This is a genomic window from Kribbella sp. (genome assembly GCF_035687465.1).
In the GTDB taxonomy this organism is placed as follows: domain Bacteria; phylum Actinomycetota; class Actinomycetes; order Propionibacteriales; family Kribbellaceae; genus Kribbella.
On sequence record NZ_DASRXP010000041.1, the window covers coordinates 1 to 21626 of the forward strand.

21 protein-coding genes are annotated in these 21626 nt (G+C 69.0%); 14 read left to right on the forward strand and 7 right to left on the reverse strand.

Annotated elements, in window-relative coordinates:
• Nucleotides 1-5: 5 nt before the first annotated feature.
• Nucleotides 6-992, reverse strand: coding sequence for an acetylxylan esterase (locus VFG33_RS01965; protein WP_325021708.1), 987 nt, complete (start codon nt 990-992; stop codon nt 6-8).
• 101 nt (nt 993-1093) lie between these two features.
• Here VFG33_RS01965 and VFG33_RS01970 point away from each other — a divergent pair, with 101 nt between their 5' ends.
• The 4 genes from VFG33_RS01970 to VFG33_RS01985 are packed head-to-tail and all read left to right on the forward strand — an operon-like array spanning nt 1094 to nt 5059.
• Nucleotides 1094-2446 (forward strand): extracellular solute-binding protein, encoded by a 1353-nt coding sequence (locus VFG33_RS01970; protein ID WP_325021710.1) that lies wholly within the window; start codon nt 1094-1096, stop codon nt 2444-2446.
• Between the two features lie 2 nt (nt 2447-2448).
• Complete coding sequence (locus tag VFG33_RS01975) at nt 2449-3324, forward strand: carbohydrate ABC transporter permease (RefSeq protein WP_325021711.1); 876 nt, start codon at nt 2449-2451, stop codon at nt 3322-3324.
• A complete protein-coding gene (locus VFG33_RS01980) occupies nt 3321-4208 on the forward strand; it encodes a carbohydrate ABC transporter permease (protein ID WP_325021712.1) in 888 nt (295 codons plus the stop codon). Before VFG33_RS01975 ends, VFG33_RS01980 begins: the two co-directional genes overlap by 4 nt.
• On the forward strand, nt 4205-5059 hold the full coding sequence (locus VFG33_RS01985) for an NAD-dependent epimerase/dehydratase family protein (protein ID WP_325021713.1): 855 nt from the start codon (nt 4205-4207) through the stop codon (nt 5057-5059). The genes VFG33_RS01980 and VFG33_RS01985 overlap by 4 nt, the downstream gene beginning before the upstream one ends.
• On the opposite strand, the gene VFG33_RS01990 is transcribed toward VFG33_RS01985, so the two are convergent.
• Nucleotides 5047-6042 (reverse strand): LacI family DNA-binding transcriptional regulator, encoded by a 996-nt coding sequence (locus VFG33_RS01990; protein WP_325021714.1) that lies wholly within the window; start codon nt 6040-6042, stop codon nt 5047-5049. The two genes, VFG33_RS01985 and VFG33_RS01990, sit on opposite strands and share 13 nt — an antisense overlap.
• Before the next feature lie 146 nt (nt 6043-6188).
• On the opposite strand from VFG33_RS01990, the gene VFG33_RS01995 reads away from it, so the two are divergent.
• The 7 genes from VFG33_RS01995 (at nt 6189) to VFG33_RS02025 (ending at nt 13672) form a co-directional block, all read left to right on the forward strand.
• A complete protein-coding gene (locus VFG33_RS01995; RefSeq protein ID WP_325021715.1) occupies nt 6189-8930 on the forward strand; it encodes a GH39 family glycosyl hydrolase in 2742 nt (913 codons plus the stop codon).
• A gap of 68 nt (nt 8931-8998) precedes the next feature.
• Nucleotides 8999-9220: a biotin/lipoyl-binding carrier protein gene (locus VFG33_RS02000; RefSeq protein ID WP_325021717.1), complete on the forward strand. Its 222-nt coding sequence runs from the start codon at nt 8999-9001 to the stop codon at nt 9218-9220.
• A gap of 149 nt (nt 9221-9369) precedes the next feature.
• A complete protein-coding gene (gene sigE, locus VFG33_RS02005; RefSeq protein WP_325021751.1) occupies nt 9370-10053 on the forward strand; it encodes an RNA polymerase sigma factor SigE in 684 nt (227 codons plus the stop codon).
• The gene (locus tag VFG33_RS02010) at nt 10050-10646 is read left to right on the forward strand and encodes an anti-sigma factor family protein (RefSeq protein WP_325021719.1); all 597 of its coding nucleotides are present in this window, start codon (nt 10050-10052) and stop codon (nt 10644-10646) included. Before sigE ends, VFG33_RS02010 begins: the two co-directional genes overlap by 4 nt.
• A 3-nt stretch (nt 10647-10649) precedes the next feature.
• The gene (locus tag VFG33_RS02015) at nt 10650-11720 is read left to right on the forward strand and encodes a sigma-E factor regulatory protein RseB domain-containing protein (RefSeq protein WP_325021721.1); all 1071 of its coding nucleotides are present in this window, start codon (nt 10650-10652) and stop codon (nt 11718-11720) included.
• A gap of 78 nt (nt 11721-11798) precedes the next feature.
• On the forward strand, nt 11799-13238 hold the full coding sequence (locus VFG33_RS02020; RefSeq protein ID WP_325021722.1) for a S1C family serine protease: 1440 nt from the start codon (nt 11799-11801) through the stop codon (nt 13236-13238).
• Between the two features lie 89 nt (nt 13239-13327).
• Nucleotides 13328-13672 (forward strand): sec-independent translocase, encoded by a 345-nt coding sequence (locus VFG33_RS02025; protein WP_325021724.1) that lies wholly within the window; start codon nt 13328-13330, stop codon nt 13670-13672.
• An 11-nt stretch (nt 13673-13683) separates the two neighbouring features.
• On the opposite strand, the gene VFG33_RS02030 is transcribed toward VFG33_RS02025, so the two are convergent.
• The gene (locus VFG33_RS02030; protein ID WP_325021726.1) at nt 13684-14829 is read right to left on the reverse strand and encodes an Mrp/NBP35 family ATP-binding protein; all 1146 of its coding nucleotides are present in this window, start codon (nt 14827-14829) and stop codon (nt 13684-13686) included.
• A gap of 69 nt (nt 14830-14898) precedes the next feature.
• Between VFG33_RS02030 and VFG33_RS02035 the strand changes: the two genes are divergently transcribed.
• Both VFG33_RS02035 and folP read left to right on the forward strand, forming a co-directional pair.
• Nucleotides 14899-16428 (forward strand): hypothetical protein, encoded by a 1530-nt coding sequence (locus VFG33_RS02035; RefSeq protein WP_325021728.1) that lies wholly within the window; start codon nt 14899-14901, stop codon nt 16426-16428.
• A gap of 53 nt (nt 16429-16481) precedes the next feature.
• On the forward strand, nt 16482-17381 hold the full coding sequence (gene folP, locus VFG33_RS02040; RefSeq protein ID WP_325021730.1) for a dihydropteroate synthase: 900 nt from the start codon (nt 16482-16484) through the stop codon (nt 17379-17381).
• A 3-nt stretch (nt 17382-17384) separates the two neighbouring features.
• Here folP and VFG33_RS02045 read toward each other — a convergent pair whose 3' ends face one another.
• Genes VFG33_RS02045 through VFG33_RS02055 form a run of 3 tightly spaced genes read right to left on the reverse strand, consistent with a single transcriptional unit; the run spans nt 17385 to nt 19747 of the window.
• Entirely contained in the window at nt 17385-17921 is a 537-nt protein-coding gene (locus tag VFG33_RS02045; protein WP_325021732.1) for a DUF1003 domain-containing protein, read from the reverse strand.
• A complete protein-coding gene (locus VFG33_RS02050; protein ID WP_325021734.1) occupies nt 17911-19173 on the reverse strand; it encodes a magnesium transporter MgtE N-terminal domain-containing protein in 1263 nt (420 codons plus the stop codon). The genes VFG33_RS02045 and VFG33_RS02050 overlap by 11 nt, the downstream gene beginning before the upstream one ends.
• Nucleotides 19174-19225: 52 nt before the next feature.
• Nucleotides 19226-19747, reverse strand: a complete 522-nt coding sequence (locus VFG33_RS02055; RefSeq protein ID WP_325021736.1) for a hypothetical protein — start codon at nt 19745-19747, stop codon at nt 19226-19228.
• A gap of 139 nt (nt 19748-19886) precedes the next feature.
• Here VFG33_RS02055 and VFG33_RS02060 point away from each other — a divergent pair, with 139 nt between their 5' ends.
• Nucleotides 19887-20864 (forward strand): HpcH/HpaI aldolase/citrate lyase family protein, encoded by a 978-nt coding sequence (locus tag VFG33_RS02060; RefSeq protein WP_325021738.1) that lies wholly within the window; start codon nt 19887-19889, stop codon nt 20862-20864.
• Here VFG33_RS02060 and VFG33_RS02065 read toward each other — a convergent pair.
• Nucleotides 20861-21517: a peptidylprolyl isomerase gene (locus VFG33_RS02065; protein ID WP_325021741.1), complete on the reverse strand. Its 657-nt coding sequence runs from the start codon at nt 21515-21517 to the stop codon at nt 20861-20863. The two genes, VFG33_RS02060 and VFG33_RS02065, sit on opposite strands and share 4 nt — an antisense overlap.
• Nucleotides 21518-21626 lie beyond the last annotated feature (109 nt).

The window sequence follows — 21626 nt, forward strand, 5'->3', positions numbered from 1 at the left end:
GCTCGTCAGCGCGGCTGAGCCTGCTTGGCCAGCCAGTCGAGTCGGCGCCGGCGATGGAGTTCCTCACCGCCCTCATGGCCGTTGAACGGGTAGACCTCGAGGTCCTTCGGCCCGTCCCAGGCGTTGTACGTCGCGTAGACGGTCGAAGGGGGACAGGTCGGGTCCATCAGGGCGACCGAGAACAGTGCGGGGGCGGTGACCCGGGCCGCGTGGTGCATGCCGTCGAAGTACGGCAGGGTCCGCTGGACGTCGTCCACGGCTGACGGATACTGCGCGAGGAACTTCGCGATCGTCGCGTAGCCCGGGCGGTCGCTGATGGTGATCGCGCGGCTGAAGTGGCACAGGAACGGTACGTCGATCAGTGCGCCGGCCACCTCGCCGTACAGGGAAGCGGCCGCGATCGCGATGCCGCCGCCTTGGCTGATTCCAGCCACCAGTAGGCGGTTCGGGTCGATCGCCGGGTGCATCGCTGCAGTCTCCAATGCCCGGACGGCGTCGAGGTACACGCGGCGGTAGTAGTAGTTCTGGGCGTCCCTGATGCCGCGCACCACGACGCCGAGAGTGGCTGAGCCGTGGTCGGCGACGTGCTCGTCGGGGCTGTCCGGGCTCTGGCCGCGGGTGTCCATCACGAAGTGTGCGTACCCGGCGAGCGCGTAGTCGGTGCGCTGGTGCGGGTAGCCGCGGCGACCGCCGAGTCCGAGGTACTCGACGACCGCCGGCAGTGGGTCGGTACTGCGGTGCGCCGGCAGGTGGAGCCAGCCGTGGATCCGGGTCCCGTCCGCGCCCGAGAACTCCACGTCGTACGTCTCGACCAGGACGAGGCCGGACTCGACCTTGGTGAACACCGGGTCGAGTTCATAACCCCTGGCCTCGGTCAGCGCGGCCGTCCAGAAGGTGTCGAAATCGGCGGGCGCAGGCTCGTCCGGACGGTAGGTCCGCAAGGTCTCGAGGGGGAAGTCGAAGAGCGGCACGAGGTCTCCTTCAGATGTCATCGGGGACTGCTGAGGCTCTAGGTCTAGCATTTGCGAAAGCGGTTGCGCTACTCTCCGGATCGGGCGGCTGACCAGCCACCGTCCTTTGCTGAGGAGTTGTCATGTCGAAGCCAGTACTCCCTGCTGTCACAGCGTTGTTCCTGATTCTCGGCCTGGCCGCGTGCTCGAGCAGCCCGTCCGAATCCGCCGACTCGGGCCCGGTGACCATCACGGTGGGTGACCGGCCGAGTTCCTCCGATGCCGAGAACCGCACCCTGTACGACCAGCAGGTGGCGGCCTTCCAGGAGGCCAATCCGGACATCAAGCTGAACCCGGTCGAGACCCTCTGGGATCCGACCACTTTCCAGGCCCAGGCGGCCGGCGGACAGTTGCCGGACGTGCTGAACGTGCCCTTCACCGAGCCGCAGGGGCTGATCGCCCGCAAGCAGGCCGCGGACATCACCGAGGCGCTCAAGTCGACGGGCCTGTTGCCCGACCTGAACCCCACCGTCCTGAAGATCGCCCAGGATTCCGCCGGCAAGGTGTACGCCGTGCCGAGTGCGGCGTACTCGGTCGGACTGGTCTACAACCGCGAGTTGTTCACGAAGGCCGGGCTGGATCCTGACAAGCCGCCGGCCACGTGGGACGAAGTACGGGCGGATGCGAAGAAGATCAGCGACGCGACCGGGGCCGCCGGGTATGCGCAGCTGACCACGAACAACACCGGCGGCTGGATGTTCACCGCCCAGACCTATGCCTTCGGTGGCACGGTCGAGAACGCCGACGGCACCAAGGCAACCTTCGCCGACGCACCGTCGACGGCCGCGATGCAGACGTTGCACGACATGAAGTGGGTCGACAAGTCGATGGGCAAGACCGTGCTCTACGACATCGACGGCATCTCCAAGGACTTCGCGGCCGGCAAGATCGGCATGTACATGGCGGCGCCCGACTCCTACCGAACCCTGGTGGTGACGAACGGGCTCAAGCCGGCCTCGTTCGGCATCGGTGGGATGCCGCAGCAGAACGGCGAGCACGGCTCGCTCAGTGGTGGCAGCGTGCAGATCGTCAGCCCGACCACGACCCCGGCTGAGCAGGTCGCGGCGGTGAAGTGGATCAAGTACCGCTACCTGAACCGGTACGTCGACGAGGCGTCGGCAGTCGCCCAGGCCAAGTCGACCGTGGCCGCCAAGCAACCGGTCGGCGTACCGGGGCTTCCGGTGATCAGTCCGGAGAAGTACTCGGCCTACGAGGAGTGGATCAAGCCGTATGCGAACGTGCCGGTGCAGAACTTCGCGCCGTACACGAAGGTGAGCGCCGATCAGGTGATCATTCCGGAGCCTGCCGCCCAGGCGCAGGAGGTCTATGCCGCGCTGGACCCGGTCGTGCAGACCGTCCTCGGCAAGGAGGACGCGGACATCGGCACGCTGCTGTCGAAGGCCGTGTCGACGGTGAACGCCAAGCTCGGACGCTGATCGTGCACCGGCGATTCCGCGCGGGGATCCCGGCGCTCCTGTTCGCACTGCCGGTGCTCGGGATCTTCCTGCTCTTCTCCTGGGGACCGATCGTCAAGGGGCTCGTGATGAGCCTGCAGAAGACGAATCTGGTCGACCCGGTGCAGTGGGTGGGGCTGGACAACTTCCACTACGTCCTGACCGATCCGGCCCTCGGTCAGGCGGTAGGGAACACGCTCTGGTTCACCTTCCTCGCGCTGCTGTTCGGGTTCCCGCTGCCGATCTTGCTTGCCGCCTTCATGGCCGAGCTCCGGGGCCGGTCGTGGGCCTACACGGTGCTCGCCTACCTGCCGGTGATCACGCCGCCGGTGGTGGCGATCCTGCTCTGGCGGTTCTTCTTCGACCCGTCGGCGACCGGCCTGTTCAACACCGTTCTCGGAGCGGTCGGGATCGGGCCGCAGCCGTGGCTGAACAGTCCTGGTACGGCGATCCCGTCGATCGTGCTAGAGGCGACCTGGGCCGGCGCCGGGAACGCCGTGATCATTTACCTCGCGGCACTCACGTCGGTCCGGGCTGATCTCTACGAGGCGGCCGAGCTCGACGGCGCCGGCGTACTGCGACGGGTCTGGCACGTGATGCTGCCGCATCTGCGCGGGGTCATCCTGATCATGCTGCTGTTGCAGGTGATCGGCACCATGCAGCTGTTCACCGAGCCGCTGCTGTTCACCGGAGGCGGCCCACAGGGCTCGACCACGACAGTGCTGCTGCTGATCTACAACTACGCCTTCGTCAACGGCGACTACGGCGCCGCGACCGCGTTGAGCGTGCTGCTTGCGGTTGCCCTCGCCGTACTGTCGGCCTTCTTCAACCTCGCGACCCGCCGTTGGAGCATGGAATGACAGACATCGAGCGCGGCGTGCTGTCGGACGCGGACCGCAGGCAGTTCCACGTCCGGCTGCCGTTCGGCATCGCCAAGATCCTCGTCTTCATCGGCCTGCTGATCGCGGGACTGGGCCCGATGCTGTGGTTGCTCAAGGCAGCGATCTCGCCGACTCAGGACAGCATCCGCGAACCACTCGCGCTGTTCCCGTCCGGCGAGGTGCAGTGGGGCAACCTCGCAACCGCTTGGCAGCAAGGCCATATCGGCTTCTACCTGGGCAACACCGCGATCATCGCGGCCGGCTCCGCGATCACCTCCCTGGTCGTCTGTACGTCGGCCGGCTACGTGCTGAGCGTGCTCCGCCCGAAGTGGGGACCGGTGTTGTCCGCCGCGATCCTGGCCACGTTGTTCGTCCCCAGCATCGTCTCGCTGGTCCCGCTGTACCTGACCGTGCTCAAGCTCCCGGTGGTCCACACGAACATCACCAACACCTTCTGGGCGGTCTGGTTGCCGCCTGCGGCCAGCGCGTTCCATGTGCTGATCGTGAAGCGCTTCTTCGACGGCATCCCGCGCGAGTACTTCGAGGCCGCGCGGATCGACGGAGCCGGCCCGCTCCGGGTGTTCACGTCCGTCGTGCTGCCCCTGTCCCGGCCGATCCTCGGCGTCGTTGCCTTGCTGACCATCATCGGTTCCTGGAAGGACTATCTGTGGCCTCTGCTCGTCCTGACGAACCCCGATCTCCAGCCCGTCTCGGTGGCGTTGCCGAAGATCGCCAGGGTGACGGAGCTGAACATCCAGATGGCAGGTCTGTTCCTGGCCCTGATCATCCCGGTGCTGCTCTTCCTGGTCTTCCAGCGCGCGTTCCTGCGCGGCGTGGGGATGTCCGGCGGGATCAAGGCGTGAGGAGGATCCTGGTCACGGGCGCGGACGGAGCGATCGGCCGGGCAGCCACGGAAGGCCTGGCCGACGCCGGGTACTCCGTCACCGGGCTGGCCCTGAGCTATCAGCACCCGAGCAAGGCGGACCGGCCCTTGGTCGGAGACGCCTGCTCCTCGGAAGATGTAGCTGCGGCGCTCGAGGATGTCGACGCAGTACTGCATCTGGCTGCGATCCCACATCCCAGCCTCGGTACGCCGTACGAGGTGTTCCGGACCAACGCGACCTCGACCTTCAACGTCCTCGCCCAGGCCGCCGAGCGGGGGATCGACCGGGTTGTCATTGCGAGCAGCATCAACGCCTTCGGAGTGCCGCTGAACGTGCACCCGGTCGTGCCGGCGTACTACCCGCTGGACGAGAACGTGGACACCGACATCACCGACGCGTACTCGCTGTCGAAGAGCGTCGACGAGCAGACGGCCCGGATGGCGTGGCGGCGGTGGGGGACCAATGTGATCGCGCTGCGGTTCCCGCTGGTCAAGTCACGGGACCAGTTGGTCACGATCGCCGAGCGGGTGGCCGCGAATCCGGCGGCGATGGCTCGCGAGGGCTGGGCCTATCTGGATCTGCGCGATGCCGTCCGCGCGATCATCGCGGCGCTGGAGGTGCCGTTGACCGGTGCACACGTGATCGGTCTGGCGGCTGACGACATCCTGCTGGATCGATCGACGATGAGTCTGCTGAGTGACTACGCGCCGACCGTGCCGCTACGGCAACCGGTGCACGGGAGGGGCTCACTGATCGATACGACGCGCGCTCGCACGCTGCTGAAGTTCTCGCCGGTCCACTCGATCCACGAGGAGTATCAGGCCGTCTGAGCGATGACGAGCTGAGGATCGACGAACCGGATGCCGGGCTCGCGCTCCGGGTCGAGCAGTTGCCGTGCCGCCAGCCGGCCGATCTGCTCCAGGCCGACCTCGACCGTGGTCAGGTGCCGCTGACTGCTCTGGTCGTACATCAGCTGTTCCCAGTTGTCGACGCCGATCAGGGCGACGTCGTCGGGAACCCGCCGCCCGGCGGTGCGGAGGCCCCGCTCGGCGCCGCGGGCGATGGCGTCGCTGCCGCAGAAGATCGCGTCCAGGTCGGGAACTTCGTCGAGCAGATCCCCGGCTGCCTGCTCACCCCAGCCCTCGTGCCACCGGCCGTAGCGCACGTCGGCGGCCCACTCCAGGCCCGCCTCGGCCAGCACCGCCGAGGCTCCGGCCATCCGGCGCTGCACGGCCTCGTCGTCGGCCGTAGCGGTGATGTGCGCGATCCTGCGGCGACCCGTGGCGAGCAGTCGAGCGGCCGCCGTCCGGCCGATCCTGACGTCGTCCGCGGTGACGATGACGTCGGCGGGCTCCTCGGTGAACGTGAAGGCGTAGACGACCGGTACGTCGAAGCGATCCGTGATCGAGGGCGTCGCGTGCGAGGTGCCGGTGCCGACCACGATGACGCCGTCGATCCGGCGGGCCCGCAACTGCAGGATGCTCTCGTCCATGTCCGCCTCGCCGAAGCGGGCGTCGTACAGCAGCATCGCCTGTTCCCGGGCGCCGAGCTCGGTGGCGGTACTGGCCAGCACGACCCGGCTGAAAGGGTTCGAGGCGCGGTGGGTGAGGACGCCGATCGTCTGGCTGCGGCCCCTGGCGAACGAGCGGGCCAGGGCGTTGTGGCGGAAACCGAGGCGCAGGGCGGTGTCCCGGACGTGCTCCCGGGTGGCAACGGAGATCCGGTCGGTGCCGTTGAGCGCCTTCGAGGCGGTCGACAGCGACACCCCGGCCGCTTCGGCCACGTCGTTCAGGGTGACCAGCTGTTCCGCCATGGCGTCATCGTAGTGCGGTTCCACCCCGGCCGAGAGGTTGACAGCGGTGCCGGTCGGGTCCTAAATGTGAGGCTGTGCGAAAGCGCTTTCGCTCGCACTCTCGTTTCGCTCGATCCGGATCCGCTCGCAGTACGGAGGAGCCACCCGTGAGACGTCCCTTTCGCACCACCCTGGCGCTGGCGCTGATCAGTACCGCGCTGGCCGTTCTGCCCGTCGCCCAGGCCGCTGCGGTCCCGCCGACGCTGGCCATCGCACCGACGACCATCGGCAACGCCTTCACCGTCGGCCAGCCCGTACGGCTCGGCTTCACGACCAACGCCGCCACGATGACCTGGACCGTCCGCGACGCGACCGGCACCGAGGTCGCCAAGGGCTCGGCGACGGCGGCCTCCCTGAACGGGCGGCTGCCGCTGAACATCAGCACGGCCGGCTGGTACCAGGCCGACCTCAAGGCCGTCGCGGCCGACGGAACCACGACCACCGGCGGGACCGACTTCTCGGTGCTGACCCCCTACGACTTCTCCACCTCGACCGACACCCGCATCGGTACCGCGTCCGGCCTCGGTCGCAGCGGAACCGTCAACCCGGGCAACAACTCGGTGGCGTTGATGGCGATGGGCGGGATCTCGACCGCGCGGGACGAGGCCTACTGGGCGAACGCGGAGACCACGCCGGGCGTGATCCAGTTCCCGCAGGCCGTGAAGGACTACAAGGCCGCGCTGGACTCGAACAACGTCGACTTCCTCAACATCCTGGACTACGGCAACCCCCTCTACTACCCGGACGAGGCGCCTTCGACCGAGCCGCAGCGGGCCGCCTTCGCCCGGTACGCGGTGGCCGCGGTGAACGAGTTCGGTACCGCGCACACGACGTACGAGCTCTGGAACGAGTGGAACCACCGCGACCTGGACGGCCCTGCTGGTGGCACGGCCGACAGCTACGTCGCATTGCTGAAGACGACCAGCGCCGCGATCCGCGCGGCTCACCCCGACGTGAAGCTCGCCGGGCCCTCGCTCGCGATCATCGGTGACTGGCAGAGCTGGTTCACCCGCTTCGCAGACCTCGGTGGGCTGGACTACGTCGACGCCGTGTCCATCCACCCGTACGTCTATCCCAATGACGCCGAGGCCGCGCTGTCCTACGTCGACACGATCCGAAGCATCATGACGGCCCATGGCTCCAGCAAGCCGATCTACATCACCGAGCAGGGCTGGCCGACCGGGACCCACCAGACGGCGGTCAGCGAGTTGTCGCAGGCTCGCAACCTGGTACGCGGTCAGCTGACCTCCTTCGCTGACGGGGTCGCCCGCTACACCACCTACAACTTCATGGATTCCGGCACGAACCCATCCGACGTCGAGCACCGGTTCGGCACGGTCCGCAACGTCCTGGACTCCCGTGGCGCCCTGGTGCCGAAGCCGTCGTACGTCGCTACCGCCGTGCTGGCGCGGGCGATCGACCAGTTGCCGGTGATCGGCCAGACCACCTTCGGTACTGGCGGCCGCGACGTCTCGTTCAACGCCGGACGAGGCCAGAGTGTGCACGCGGTCTGGTCGACCACACCCGGGCTCGTCAACGTCTCCGCTCCCGCCGGGTCGACCGTGCAGGTGACGGACCTCTACGGCGCCCGTACGACGTTGACCGCGGACGCAGGGGGACACGTCTGGGTATCAGTGGGCGTGGATCCGGTCTACCTGCGCGGCGCCATCAGCACCATCGCCCCCTCAACCAGGTTCGCCCTGTCCGTCTCCCCTGAGATTGCGGGTGATGCTGTCAGCGGCACACTCACCTTCGTCAATCCGGACCCGCGCGCACACGCCTACTCGGTCGCAGCTGGCGGCGGGACTACCAGGGGCACCGCGCCCGCAGGGTCCACAGTCACCGCGTCCGTGGGCTACCCGGCGCAAGCCTCGACCGGCGCACGCACCTACAAGGCCACAGTCACCGTGGACGGTCGTGCCGTCGGGTACGTGACCACCACCGGTACTGCAACCCCACCGCTCGCGGTGGCTGGCTCCCACGCGCTCGACGTCAACGGGAACGACATCCTGCGACTGCGAGTCACCAACTCGTCCAACCAGGCAGTCACCTTCGCCGGTCTGGACTGGGCCTCAGGAAGCGGTTCAGGGACAGTCCTCGCCGGTACTGCGCTCGCGGCGCACTCGGGCACCTCTGTAGATGTGCCGCTCACCCTGACAGCGGCATCCGCCTGGTCGGCCAGCTTGCGGATCAGCGGGCGGGACCCAGTTCGCAGTACAGGCAAGCTCACGCCGGTGACGTCTCCTACCGTCGCAACCGCGCACACGGTGACGGTGGACGGGGTGATCGATCCAGCGGTCGGCCAGCTCCCGCCGATCTCGCTGACAGGGACCGGTACGCCGCCTGTCACGGGCTGGGGCGGCCCGAGTGATCTGTCTGGGTCCCTGTGGCTCAGTCACGACGCGAACAACCTCTACCTGTCCGCAAGGATCACCGATGACGTGCAGTCCCAGCCGAACCGCAACGGCATGATCTGGGCAGGTGACAGCCTGCAACTGGGGCTGACCGCCGGCGCACCGGGCGAGGCCACCCGGACTCAGGAGATCGGTGCGGCCCTGACCGACGCAGGCACGGTGGACGTGTACCGGTGGGCTCCCACGGACGTGTCGAGCCAGCCGCCCGGAGTACAGGCCAAGGTGGTGCGGGATGCGGCCGCGCACACCACGACGTACGAGATCGCCCTGCCGTGGACGACGCTCGGGTTCGCGGCGCGGGACCGGCTGCTGTCGAGCACCGTGGTGATCAACGAGAACGACGGCACCGGCCGCCGCGGCTGGCTGACCTGGGGCACCGGCCTCGCCGAGTCGAAGAACCCGGCCGGCTTCAACGCGATCCGGCTCGACCCCTGAGCGGTCTGCTGCCTGGATCCCACGCCGACTAGGATCGGAGCGAGGATCCAGGCAGCAGAGGAGTGCAGGTGAGTCACACCGTGGTGGCAGAGCTGGTGGCCAACGTCCAGAAGGTCACCGCCAAGGCCGGGGACACGGTGGGCCCGGAGGACACCCTCGTCATCCTGGAGTCGATGAAGATGGAGATCCCGGTGCTCGCCGAGGTGGCCGGCACCATCACCGAGCTGAAGGTTTCCGAGGGCGAGGTCGTCCGCGACGGCGACCCGATCGCCGTGATCGAGGAATCGTAGTCAACGATCGTGGCTGCTGAGGCGTCCTATCAGGAGAGCGAGACCGTGGGGAACTTCCCTCCCGCGCGCCACGTTGGACCGTCGTACCGGCATCTCAGGGTTCAACCCGGGTGTCCCCGACGTGCGCAGAGGACGGTGAACACGGCACCATGGTGGTCACGCTCGTTGCCGAGAGGACCCAGGGAGGCGTTGCCGTGAAGCCGGTCGACACCTCCGTGGTGCCTGCCCTGGCCCCCCAGCAGCAGCCCGAGCAGCCCGAGGCGCTGCCGTCGTGGGACGAGATCGTCCGGACCCACTCGGCCCGGGTCTACCGGCTCGCGTACCGGCTGACCGGCAACAAGCACGACGCAGAGGACCTCACCCAGGAGGTGTTCGTCCGCGTCTTCCGCTCGCTGTCGTCCTACACGCCGGGCACGTTCGAGGGCTGGCTGTACCGGATCACCACCAATCTCTTCCTGGACGGCGCCCGCCGCCGGCAGCGGATCCGTTTCGACGGGCTGCCCGACGACGCGCACGACCGGCTGCCCGCCAAGGGCTCCGGCCCGGCGGAGAAGCTCGACCAGGACCTGTTCGACCACGATGTGCAGGACGCGCTGGACGCGCTGCCGGAGGACTTCCGCGCGGCCGTGGTGCTCTGCGACATCGAGGGCATGACGTACGACGAGATCGCCGACGTGCTGGATGTGAAACTCGGCACAGTACGCAGCCGGATCCACCGCGGCCGCTCGATGCTGCGCAAGCACCTCGAGCACCGCGCGCCGCGGTCCGGCCATTCCCGGATCAGTGGGCCGCCCGCGGACGGCCCGTTCATGGCCGGAGGTGACGACCGGTGACACTGCAACATCCCCTGGACAAGCTGACCGCCGCTGTCGACGGCGGCCTCGACCACGACTCGCGGGACAAGGTGCTGAGCCACCTGGTCGGCTGCGACTCCTGCCGGGCCGAGGTGGACGCCCAGCGCCGGCTGAAGGCGCGGATGGCGGCGCTGGAGGCCCCGGACCCGTCCGACGACCTGATGCAGCGCCTGCTCGGTGTGCCCGCGTTCTCCCTGGAGCCGCGCGAGGAGGTTCGTCCGGTGCTGACACCCGCGATCTCCCTCAGCCCACAGCGTTCTGTGTTCCCGGCCGGACGGCCTGGGGACAACCGGCCGGGCTCACGGACCACGCGGACCCGGCGGCGTACCGGAGTACTGGGTGCTGCCGGCTCTGCCGCCGCGGTGGCGTCCCTGCTCGGTACTGCGTTCGTCCTGGGCGAGCCGGCCCGTGAACAGGCCCCCGTGCTGCAGCCGCCGGTGGCGAGCTTCTCGGCCGACCACGCGGCGACCACGCCGTACGGCGACCCGATGGCCCTGCTGAACTCCTACAACGGGACTGGATACGCCGGGCTGAGCCCGACCCTCCAGCCGGTGGCCTTGACGGGGCGCTGAGCTGTGAGCCTCTCCCGGCTCGCCGTCCTGGTCAGCACAGCACTGATCGGCATCGGCCTGCCCCTGCCCGCCGCGGCCCTGCCCGCGCCGACCGTCGACCGCGAGGACTCGCCGTCCGCGGTCAGCTGGCTCGAGCGCGCCGCGGCAGCCCCGGACCGGGTGTCGTTCCACGGCACCCAGATCATCACCGCCTGGGGTCCGCAGGGATCCAGCTCGGCGATGCTCGACATCGTGCACGCGGCCTCGCAGGGCTCCGAGATCAGCGTGGTCGGGTCGGGTGCACCGGGGGCCAAGGCCTTCGTGCAGCGGGCGTCGGAGGCCCACGCACCGATGGTCGACGGGGGACCACTCGCGCTGCTGCAGGCGACGTACGAGCTGGTCTTCAAGTGCTGCACAGACACGATCGGGCGGGCCGCCGTGCTGATCGAAGCGGTGCGGAGTGACAGGACGATCGCGGCTCGCTTCTGGATCGACCAGGCGACCGGGCTGCTGCTGCAGCGGCAGTTGTTCAGCACGGATGGCAGGTCGCTGGTCCGCGCGACGGTGTTCACCGATCTGGAGATCGAGGACTCGGAGTTCCTCGGGCACCTGCCGCCGATGGCGCCGAGCGGCGTGAAGGCGGTCGGCCTGGGCGGGGTGGACGATCTGCGCTCGCAAGGCTGGACCTGCTCCGCCGCGCTGCCCGCCTCCCTCCAGCTGTACGACGTTCACCAGGACACGGCGACCGGCTCACTGCAGTTCTCGTACTCCGACGGGCTGTTCAACGTCTCACTCTTCGAACAGCGCGGCCGGCTCGATCCCGCGGCCGTGGCGGGCTTCACGACCACGGTCACGCCCGAAGGCGCCGAGATCCACGTGCGCCGCGGGATGCCGTCGTACGCCGTCTGGTCGTCCGGCGGGATCGTCTACACGCTGGTCGGGGACCTGCCGGCCGACACCCTCGACCAGGTGGTCGCGTCGTTCCCGCACCAGCCGCCGGAGACGATCACCGCGATCCAGCGGATGGGTACCGGCCTGGCCAGAATCGCCTCCTGGCTCACGCCGATGAGTGCGCTCTCGTGGAAGCTGGGATAATCAAAGAGTGGAGGACCTCCCGGCACCCCGGACACGGCCGCTCCAACCACGAGACGACGACTACGTGAGGCGGACACCGTGAGCTGGGATGACGCCGAACCGACTGTCCGGACGCCGCGGGACCCCGCCGCTCCGGAGCCCACCCGTGAACTCCCTCCCGAGCGCCCCATCGCCGGCCCTGTAGTGCCTCCTGCCGGTCCTGCCCTGCCCCCTGCCGGTACTGCGGGTGCGGCACCGATGTCCCCGCCCGGCAGCACAGCGCCGTACAGGCAGACCAACGGGCGGTCCACCAGCCAGCGCAGTTTCGGACGGCCCGAGGCCCAGGAGCCCGCCTTCCGGCCGGTGTACCAGGGGCAGGCATGGCCGACACAGCAGCCGACGTACACGCCGCCTCCGCCGCTCGACTGGCACCAGCAGCAGGCCCGGGCGTACACACCGGCTCCGCCGCCGAAGAGCAATCGCGTGTTCGCCATCGCCGCTGCGGTCGCCCTGGTCGTCGGGGTGATCGGCGGAGCCGCCGGTGCAGGCGCTGTGATCGGGCTGGACGACGATGAGCCGACCGCCCAGCCGTCGGGGCCGCCGATCGGTAATGGTGTCGACCCGAAGGTCCGCAGTGGCTCGGTCTCCGCGGTGGCAGCGTCCCTGCTGCCGAGCGTGGTCCAGCTGAAGGTCGAGGGCGCGGACAACAGCAACGCGACCGGTTCCGGCTTCGTGATCGACGGCTCAGGGCACATCCTGACCAACAACCACGTGGTTTCCGCGGCCGCTTCGGGCGGCTCGATCCAGGTGCAGACGGAGAAGGGCAAGACCGCCACCGCGCGGCTGGTCGGTCGCTCGCCCGCCTACGACCTGGCCGTCGTGCAGGTCGTCGGGCTCGACGCGCCGTCGGTGCAGTTCGGCCGGTCAGACCTGGCGGTTGTCGGGCAGGACGTGGTGGCGATCGGGTCGCCGCTGGGGCTGGCCGGCACAGTCACCTACGGCATCGTCTCGGCCAAGAACCGTCCGGTGACGGCCGGTGGCGAGGGCGAGATCTCCTACATCAACGCGCTGCAGACCGACGCGGCGATCAACCCGGGCAACTCGGGCGGGCCGCTGGTCGACATGAACGCCCGGGTGATCGCGGTGAACTCCGCGATCGCGACGGTGCCCGGCGCCGAGGAAGGCAGTAGCGGGAACATCGGTCTCGGTTTCGCGATCCCGATCGACCAGGCGCGCCGTACCGCTCAGCAGTTGATCGCGACCGGCCAGGCGTCGTACCCGGTGATCGGGGCGAACGTCGACATGACGTTCGAGGGCGGCGCCCGGGTGGAGAAGGTGCAGACCGGTTCGCCGGCGGCCCAGGCCGGGCTGCGGACCGGCGACGTGATCACCTCGATCAACAACCAGCCGGTGGACACCGCCGAGGCGCTGATCGTGGCGATCCGGACGCACCAGCCGGGGGAGAGCGTCCAGCTCGACTACGAGCGTGGCGGCAAGCCCCACGAGGCCACCGTGAAGCTGGGAACGCAGACTGGCTGACCCGGCAGGTGGGCTGACCAGAGGCGGGCTACGCTGTCCGCGGCGCATCGTTGGTGGGTTGTTCTGCAGGCGTTCGGAAGGGTGAGGACATGTTCGGCATCGGGCCACTCGAACTGGTGGTGATCGCCATCGTCGCCGTGCTCCTCTTCGGCCCGGACCGGCTGCCGGAGTTCGTCCGGACCGCGGGCCGGCTGCTGCGCCAGGGCCGCCAACTGGTGAACAACGCGCAGAACGACCTGCGCAGCGAGCTGGGACCGGAGTTCGCCGACCTCGACGTCCGCGACCTCAACCCGCGTAGCTTCGTCCGCAAACACCTGCTCGAAGGCATGGACGACGACTTCGACGAGGACAAGCCCGTGTCGGCCATGATGGACGACGCCCCGCAGCGCCTCCCCGCGGGTCAGCGCGCGCCGTACGACCCCGAGTCGACCTAGGGCCTAGAGGGTCAGCGGCCGGCGGGGGACAGGCCGAGCTGGCGACCGAGCAGGCCACGGGGCTTGCCGCCGAGGACCTCCGCGATCCCGGCGAGGACCTGCGCAGCGGGAGTTTCCGGGTTCGCCATCGCGAGGGGCTGACCGTTGTCGCCGCCACTGCGGAGACGCTCGTCCAGCGGGATCTCGCCCAGTAGCGGGATCGGGTAGCCGAGCCGCGTCGACAGGGTCTCCGCCACCCGGGCGCCACCGCCGGAGCCGAAGATCTCGATCCGGTGCTCGGGGCCGCAGTGCGGGCAGGGCAGGAAGGACATGTTCTCGATCACGCCGGCCACTCGCTGGTGCACCATCTGCGCCATCGTGCCGGCCCGCTCGGCCACCTCGGCCGCGGCCTCCTGCGGGGTGGTCACCACGATCACCTCGGCGCTGGTCAGCCGCTGGCCGACCGAGATCGCGATGTCGCCGGTGCCGGGCGGCAGGTCGAGCAGCAGGACGTCGAGGTCGCCCCAGTAGACGTCGGCCAGCATCTGCACCAGCGCGCGGTCCAGGATCGGTCCGCGCCAGGCGACCACCTGGTCGCGCTTGGGCTTCAGCATGCCGATCGAGATGACCTTCACGCCGTGCGCAGGCACCGGCATGATCATGTCGTCCACCGCGGTCGGCCGCTCGTCCGCGACGCCGAACATCGCGGGAATCGAGTGGCCGTAGATGTCGGCGTCCAGAACGCCGACCGACAGGCCCTTGGCGGCCATCGCGACGGCCAGGTTCACCGTCACCGACGACTTGCCCACCCCGCCCTTGCCGGACGCGATCGCGAACACCTTGGTCAGCGAGTCGGCCCGCGCGAACGGGATCTCCTTCTCCGCCACCCCGCCGCGGAGTTGCGTCTGCAGCGCGGCCCGTTGCTCCGCCGACATCACGCCGAGCTCGATCTCCACCCCGGTGACGCCGTCCAGCGCGCTCACCGCGGCGGTGGTGTCACGGCGCAGCGTGTCCTTCATCGGGCAGCCGGAGACGGTCAGCAGGATCGTGACGGCGACGACCCCGTCGGTCCGCACCACGACGGACTCGACCATTCCGAGGTCGGTGATCGGCTTCTTGATCTCGGGATCCATCACGGAACCGAGCGCAGCGGTCACTTGGTCAGCAGTGGGAGCCATGCACACCAGGCTACGTGCTCGGTGTCTACCCACCCACCACGGTCCACCGTTCGTGGATAGGGTCGGCGAGTGCCGGCCCCGGAGATCCCTGCTGTCCACGAGCGTCTCCGCCGGACCGCGCTCGGCCTGGATCGGAGCAACCCCCTGCGGTACCAGTTGCGGGCGGTCAGCGAACTCATCCGGCTCGCCGGGCCGTCGTGGCGGGCCCGCTCGCGGTCACCGCAGCGATCTACCTGGTTCGGGCGCACGCTGGCCGAGATCTTCACCGCTGGTTCCGGCGATCCGATCCGTGGGGTCTTCGTCCCTCGCCGGGTGGCGGACTTCGCCCTGGACGCTCTGACCTCTCTGACCGAGCCGACGGCCCGCGAGGCCGTTCGGCAAGTCTGGCTGGACGACCCGGAAGGCGAGCTGAAGAACCTCATCACTCGCGACGACTGGTTGCCCCAAGAGCCGCGCCAGAAGGCGGTGACACTGTTCCTGCTGGGCCACTTCGACCGCTACACCGTCGTGGACCCCTCCGGTGAACTGCTCGAATCCGCCCGCGCGGAAGGCGATCTAGGCCTTCGCGTCCAGCTCGCGGCGGCCGCCCGTCGATGGGACCGGCTCGGCTGGGCCTACCGGGTGGCGGCTGCCCCTGAGAGGTTGCTCCCCGAGGAGTGGGAGGCGCTGATCGACGTGCTGGGAAGGGCTGATCGGCAGGAGTACCTCTGGCGGCTGATCGGACGCGCTCCGCTGGAATGGTCGGCCCGCTGCCTGACCGAACTCGGCAACTGGCGCCCGAGCGACGAAGCCGGCCACCTGATCCAGCTGGCGAAGAACTACGCCGAGACTCCGCCTCGCCGGGCGCCGTTCGCAGTCGCCCCGCAGGACCAGACGACAGGCCAGAGGAACGAGGCGGCTGAGTCGTCGACGCAGCCCGTCCGGCGCCGGCGTGGACCGAAATGGCCGACGATCGGGCACGTGCCGGTCGCGGTCGTCGGCATGCACTCGGTCACCACCATCGCGAGCTCGCCCCCCAGCGGCACGGTGATCGCCGGCGGCCGGACCGCCGACCTGCGAAGCCAGGTTGTGGTCGCCCGACTGCCGACCGGAAACCCGACAGCCCTGCTGGAATCCCCCGACCTGCGAGCGAACCCAGTCGTCACCCCCGACGGCCGCTACCTCGCACTACTGGAATCCAGCGGACTCGCTCTTTGGCGCCTACCCGCCTGTTCCCCGGTCGAGACCCGCCGGGAGGTCGCTGACCACGACGGTTCCGAGGCTCGCGCCGCCATCACCCCAGACTCGCGCCTGCTGGTCGCAGCCGGGCTGCACCGAGCTGAGGTCTTCGAAATCCCCTCCGGCCGTCGCCTCGCGCCCATCGAGCTCGGCCGGGTCCAGTTGGTGGGCGCGCTGCTGGTCGGGACCGACGCCGACGGAGCGACCGCAGTACTGCGCTATCGCCCGTCGCAGCTGGCTGAGCTGGCACGGCGGCCGATCGGTGAGCTGACTGGAGCGGAGACCGAGGCGTTCTCCGCCCAGTACGACGATCCCGCCGACGCCGCACTCGCGAAGCTGGGCTCCGCCCTGCTGACCTACCTCAGACGCCGATCGGGATAGCGCGTCACCGGAATGGCACCTGTTGTTTTCCTGTCGCTAGTACTTTGCCGCGCATGCCTGGACCGGCCTTCGAGCCCGACCTGATCGCTCCGGTGCGCACTATTGGCGCCGCGAGTTTCGACTTCTCTCGTCAGGTGGCGGTGATGGCGATCGTGAATCGGACGCCTGACTCCTTCCACGATCGCGGTGCGACCTTCGGGCTGGAGCAGGCGGTTCGGGCCGCGCTCGGCTATGTCGAGGACGGCGCGGACTGGGTCGACATCGGCGGGATGCCCTGGGGGTTGGCCGGCCGGTCCGTCACCGAGGCCGAGGAGATCGACCGGGTGGTTCCGCTGGTGGCGGCGTTGCGCGCGGAATCGGACGTGGTGATCTCCGCCGACACCTTCCGGCCCGAGGTGGCCAGGCTGGCGATCGAGGCCGGCGCCGACGTGATCAACGACGTGTCGGGCCTGCACTACCCGGAGTTGGCGGACCTCGTCGCAGAGACAGGAACCACGCTGGTGATCACGCACAGCCTGTTGTTCCCGCTGCTCACGCCACCCGCGCGCGGCTCGTACGGCGACGTGACCGTGGAGGTCGTGGACTTCCTGCGGGGCAAGGCCGACCTGGCTCTCGAGCGTGGGGTGAAGCCGGATCAGCTCATCGTCGATCCCGGCCACGACCTGAACAAGAGCGTCTACCACTCGATCGATCTCACCCGCCGGCTGGACGAGATCGCGGCACTCGGTCATCCGGCCCTGGTGGCGGTGTCCAACAAGCACTTCATCGGCGACACCCTGGATGTGGAGCAGCAGGACCGCAAGGAAGGAACCCTGGCGGCGTTGGTGATGTGCATCCTGCAGGGTGCCAGGATCGTCCGCGTGCACGACGTCAAGGGCACGGTGGCGGCGGTCCGGATGACCGAGGCGCTGCTGGGCTGGCGTCAGCCGGCCAACCCCCGCCACAACGTCTGACGATCAGACCTTGTCGTCCTCGCGATCGCGGACGTCGAGTTCGGCGAGCAGGGCGCGGAGTTCGGAACGCAGGAAGTCGCGGGTGGCCACCTCGCCGACCGACATCCGCAGCGAGGCCATCTCGCGGGCCAGGAACTCCATGTCGGCGCGGGTCCGGGCGTCCACGTCGCGGTCGCGTTCGTACTGGACCCGGTCCCGGGCCTCCTGACGGTTCTGGGCCAGCAGGATCAGCGGCGCGGCGTACGACGCCTGCAGGCTGAGCGCGAGCGTCAGGAAGATGAACGGGTACTGGTCCCAGCGCAGGTCCTCGGGCGCGAAGATGTTCCAGAGCACCCAGAGCACGATGGTGGCGGTCATGTAGACCAGGAACTGCCCGGTGCCGAGGAACCGCGCGATCCGCTCCGAGAGCCGCCCGAACGCGTCCGCGTCGTACGCACGCCGGCGCACGATCGTGCGGCGCAGTTCGCGCGGGATGTCCAGCCGGGCGGCCGCGGTCCGGGTCAGCCGGCGCTCGTCGGTGCTGCGGTCGTCACGGGGCATGGCGGTCCTCCTCCTGCTGATCGGGTTCGCGCCAGTCGGCGGGGAGCAGATGGTCGAGGACGTCGTCCACGGTGACCGCCCCGAGCAGGCGGCCCTCATCGTCGAGCACCGGTGCCGCCACCAGGTTGTAGGTGGCGAGGTACTTGCTGACGGCATGCAAACTGTCGTCCGGCCGCAGCCCGTCCAGATCGGTGTCCAGCGCAACGGAGACTAGCGCGGACGGCGGTTCCCGGAGCAGGCGCTGGATGTGGCCGACCCCGATGAATCGCCCGGTCGGGGTCTCCAGCGGCGGGCGGCAGACGTAGACCATCGCGGCCAGCGCGGGGCTCAGTTCGGCGTTCCGTACGTGGGCCAGTGCGTCCGCGACGGTGGCGTCGGCGGGCAGGATCACCGGCTCCGACGTCATCAGTCCGCCGGCGGTCCGTTCCTCGTAGGTGAGCAGCCGCCGGACGTCCTCGGCCTCGTCCGGCTCCATCAGCGTCAGCAGTCGCTCGGCGGTCTCGGTCGGGAGTTCGGCGATCAGGTCGGCCGCGTCGTCCGGTGACATCTCCTCGAGCACGTCCGCGGCGCGTTCGGTGTCCAGCCCGGCCAGGATCTCCACCTGGTCGTCCTCGGGCAGTTCCTCCAGTACGTCGGCGAGCCGCTCGTCGTGCAGCGCCGCGGCGATCTCCATCCGGCGCTTCGGCGAGAGCTCATGCAGTACTCCGGCCAGGTCCGCCGGCTTCATCGACTCGAAGGCGGCCAGCATGTGCGTCGCGCCCTGACTCTCCTCGTTCTGCGCGAACCCGCTGACGTCCGCCCAGTCGAGCACGTGCGACTGACCCCGGCGCCGGAACCGCTTCGCCCCCTCGGTGACGGCGACCTTGGAGATCACCCAGTCCCGGGTCCGCCACTGCTCCATCGCCATGTCGAACACCACCGCGGACGCTCCCGTCTCGCGAATGGTGACGGTCCGGTCCAGCAGTTCACCCAGCACCAGTACTTCGGTCGCCCGCTGCTCGAAGCGCCGCATATTCACCAGCCCGGTGGTGATCACGTGCCCGACGTCGACCGAGGTGACCCGCGTCATCGGCAGGAAGATCCGCCGCCGGGTGAACACCTCGACCACCAGCCCGAGCACCCGCGGCGGCTGGGTCTCCTGTCTCAGCATCGCCACGACATCGCGAACCTTGCCGACCTGGTCCCCGTTCGGGTCGTAAACGGGAAGACCGGCCAGCCGGGCCACATACACACGCGACGGCGATCCGCTCATGGTCGAAGGCTAACCGCCCGGACCGGGTAAGCCCCGTCAATCGCTGCGAGACTCAGCTGAGCTTCGGTCGGCGGCTGGATCGGCGGTGGAGGGTGATCGGCCGCCTGCCTCTGGTGGTTGCCGTGGTTCCGGGCGGAGTCTCGGCGCGCGACCGGTCGTCGTACTGGCCGGTGGTGATCTCGCCGGTGGGCTCCAGGACGAGTAGGTCGGCCTCTGTTTGCCAGCGGTCCAGTTGGGTGTCCAGACCGGCTGCGTTCAGCCGCTCGGTTCGCAGTACCTGGGCGGCGGTGGTCCACTCCTCGCTGCCGGGCTCCAGGCGCCGTACGGTCGCGGTCCAGGCAGCCAGGCGGTTGGTCGCGGGCTTGGCCGGTACTACGACCTCGGCCGCTCCTGCTTCCACGAGACCAGGCAGGGGTTGCTCCGCACTACCTGCCCTGTCGGCGAGCACGACGTACGACTCATCCACCTTGGCGAACCAGGCGGGGGCGGGGCGTCCGCCGCCCCAGGACAGCCAGACGAGCCCGGCCTTCTTCATCACCCCGGCGATCTCCGCCACAGCCTCGTCACTCGTCACCGCGACAGCGTCCCACACACCCCGGACCGTGAGGCGGGACACAACGCGGGCGGCGCGTGAGGGAGGTCACCGTAAGCGGCGGCCGATTCGCCGTACGCTGCGGGTGACCGGCGGGTAACCGAGGCAAGGGGATACGGCGATGGGTGACGAGACAAGCACCGGGAAAGCCTTCCGGAGCAGGCGGTCCTGCCTGGCGACGCCGGGGTCGAACCCGCGGTTCCTGGAGAAGGCCAAAGGGCTGGACGCCGACCAGGTGTTCCTCGACCTGGAGGACTCGGTCGCCCCGATCGCCAAGGTGGACGCCCGGAAGAACATCGTCGCCGCGCTGAACGAGGGCGGCTGGGGTTCGAAGATCCGGGTGGTCCGGGTGAACGACTGGACCACCGAATGGACCTACGCCGACGTGATCGAGGTCGTCTCCGGCGCCGGCGCGAACCTGGACTGCATCATGCTGCCGAAGGTGGAGACCGCCGAACAGGTGGTCGCGCTGGACCTGCTGCTGACCCAGTTGGAGAAGGTGCACGGCCTGGAGTCCGGCCGGATCGGGATCGAGGCGCAGATCGAGAACGCCCTCGGCCTGACGAACGTGAACGCGATCGCGCAGGCGTCGCCGCGGGTGGAGACGATCATCTTCGGACCGGCCGACTTCATGGCGTCGATCAACATGAAGTCGCTGGTGGTCGGCGAGCAGCCGCCCGGGTACGACGTGGGCGACGCGTACCACTACATCCTGATGCAGATCCTGATGGCGGCGCGGGCGCACGGCAAGCAGGCGATCGACGGTCCGTACCTGCAGATCAAGGAGCTGGACGGGTTCCGCCGGGTGGCGGGACGCTCCGCGGCGCTCGGGTTCGACGGCAAGTGGGTGCTGCATCCGGACCAGATCGCGGCCGCGAACGAGGTGTATTCGCCGCGGCAGGACGACTACGACCACGCCGAGAACATCCTGGACGCCTACGACCACTACACCTCAGCCGCCGGCGGCGCCCGCGGCGCGGTGATGCTCGGCGACGAGATGATCGACGAGGCTTCCCGCAAGATGGCGCTCGTCATCTCTGCCAAGGGCCGCGCCGCCGGCATGCCCCGCACCGACGTGTGGACTCCGCCCAGCAGTTAGCGGGTGAAGACCTTGAGGATGCGGACGGGGTGGGTGGGGGGTCCGTCGAGGTCGGGGTCGGCGATGCCGGCCTTGACGATCCGGTCGAAGGTGGACATACCGTAGACGACGTGACCGAGGACCGTGTAGTTCGGCGCGATGTTGGCGAACGAGTGCACCACGAAGAACTCACTGCCGTTGGTGCCGGGGCCTTGGTTGCCCATCGCAACGGTTCCGCGGGGATAGGTCTCCTGACCGGTCACCTCGTCGGGGAACTTGTAGCCCGGGCCACCTTCCTCCTGCCGGTAGATGTCACCGCACTGGAGGACGCCCAGCCGGGTCGAGTTCGTCAGCCGGAAGCACTGGGTGAAGTCGTAGAACCGGCTCTTGGTCAGGTGCACGAAGTTGTGCACGCCGCAGGGCGCGTTCGCGCGGTCCATCCGGACCACGAACAGCCCGTAGTTCGTCACGAAGTACACGTCGACCGTGCCCTTCGCCTTCGCGGTGGCGGACGGAATCCGGACAGGCTTGGCCGCCGGGTTCTCCGGCGTCGGCGTGAACGCGCACTGCACCGTCGGCCCGCCGGACTTGGCCGGGGCGGCGGCTGCTGTGGTCGAGGGGAGGATCGTCGCGACGAGGCCGGCGACGACCAACAGGGACAGTTTCCGGAACATGTCAGCAAACCTAGCCCCGTCTGACAGCGCTGTCACCGCAGCCAGGAGCCCCTGTTCACATTAGAGCCAGCTGAGGATTCAGCCATCCACTCGCTCCAGACGGGGTACC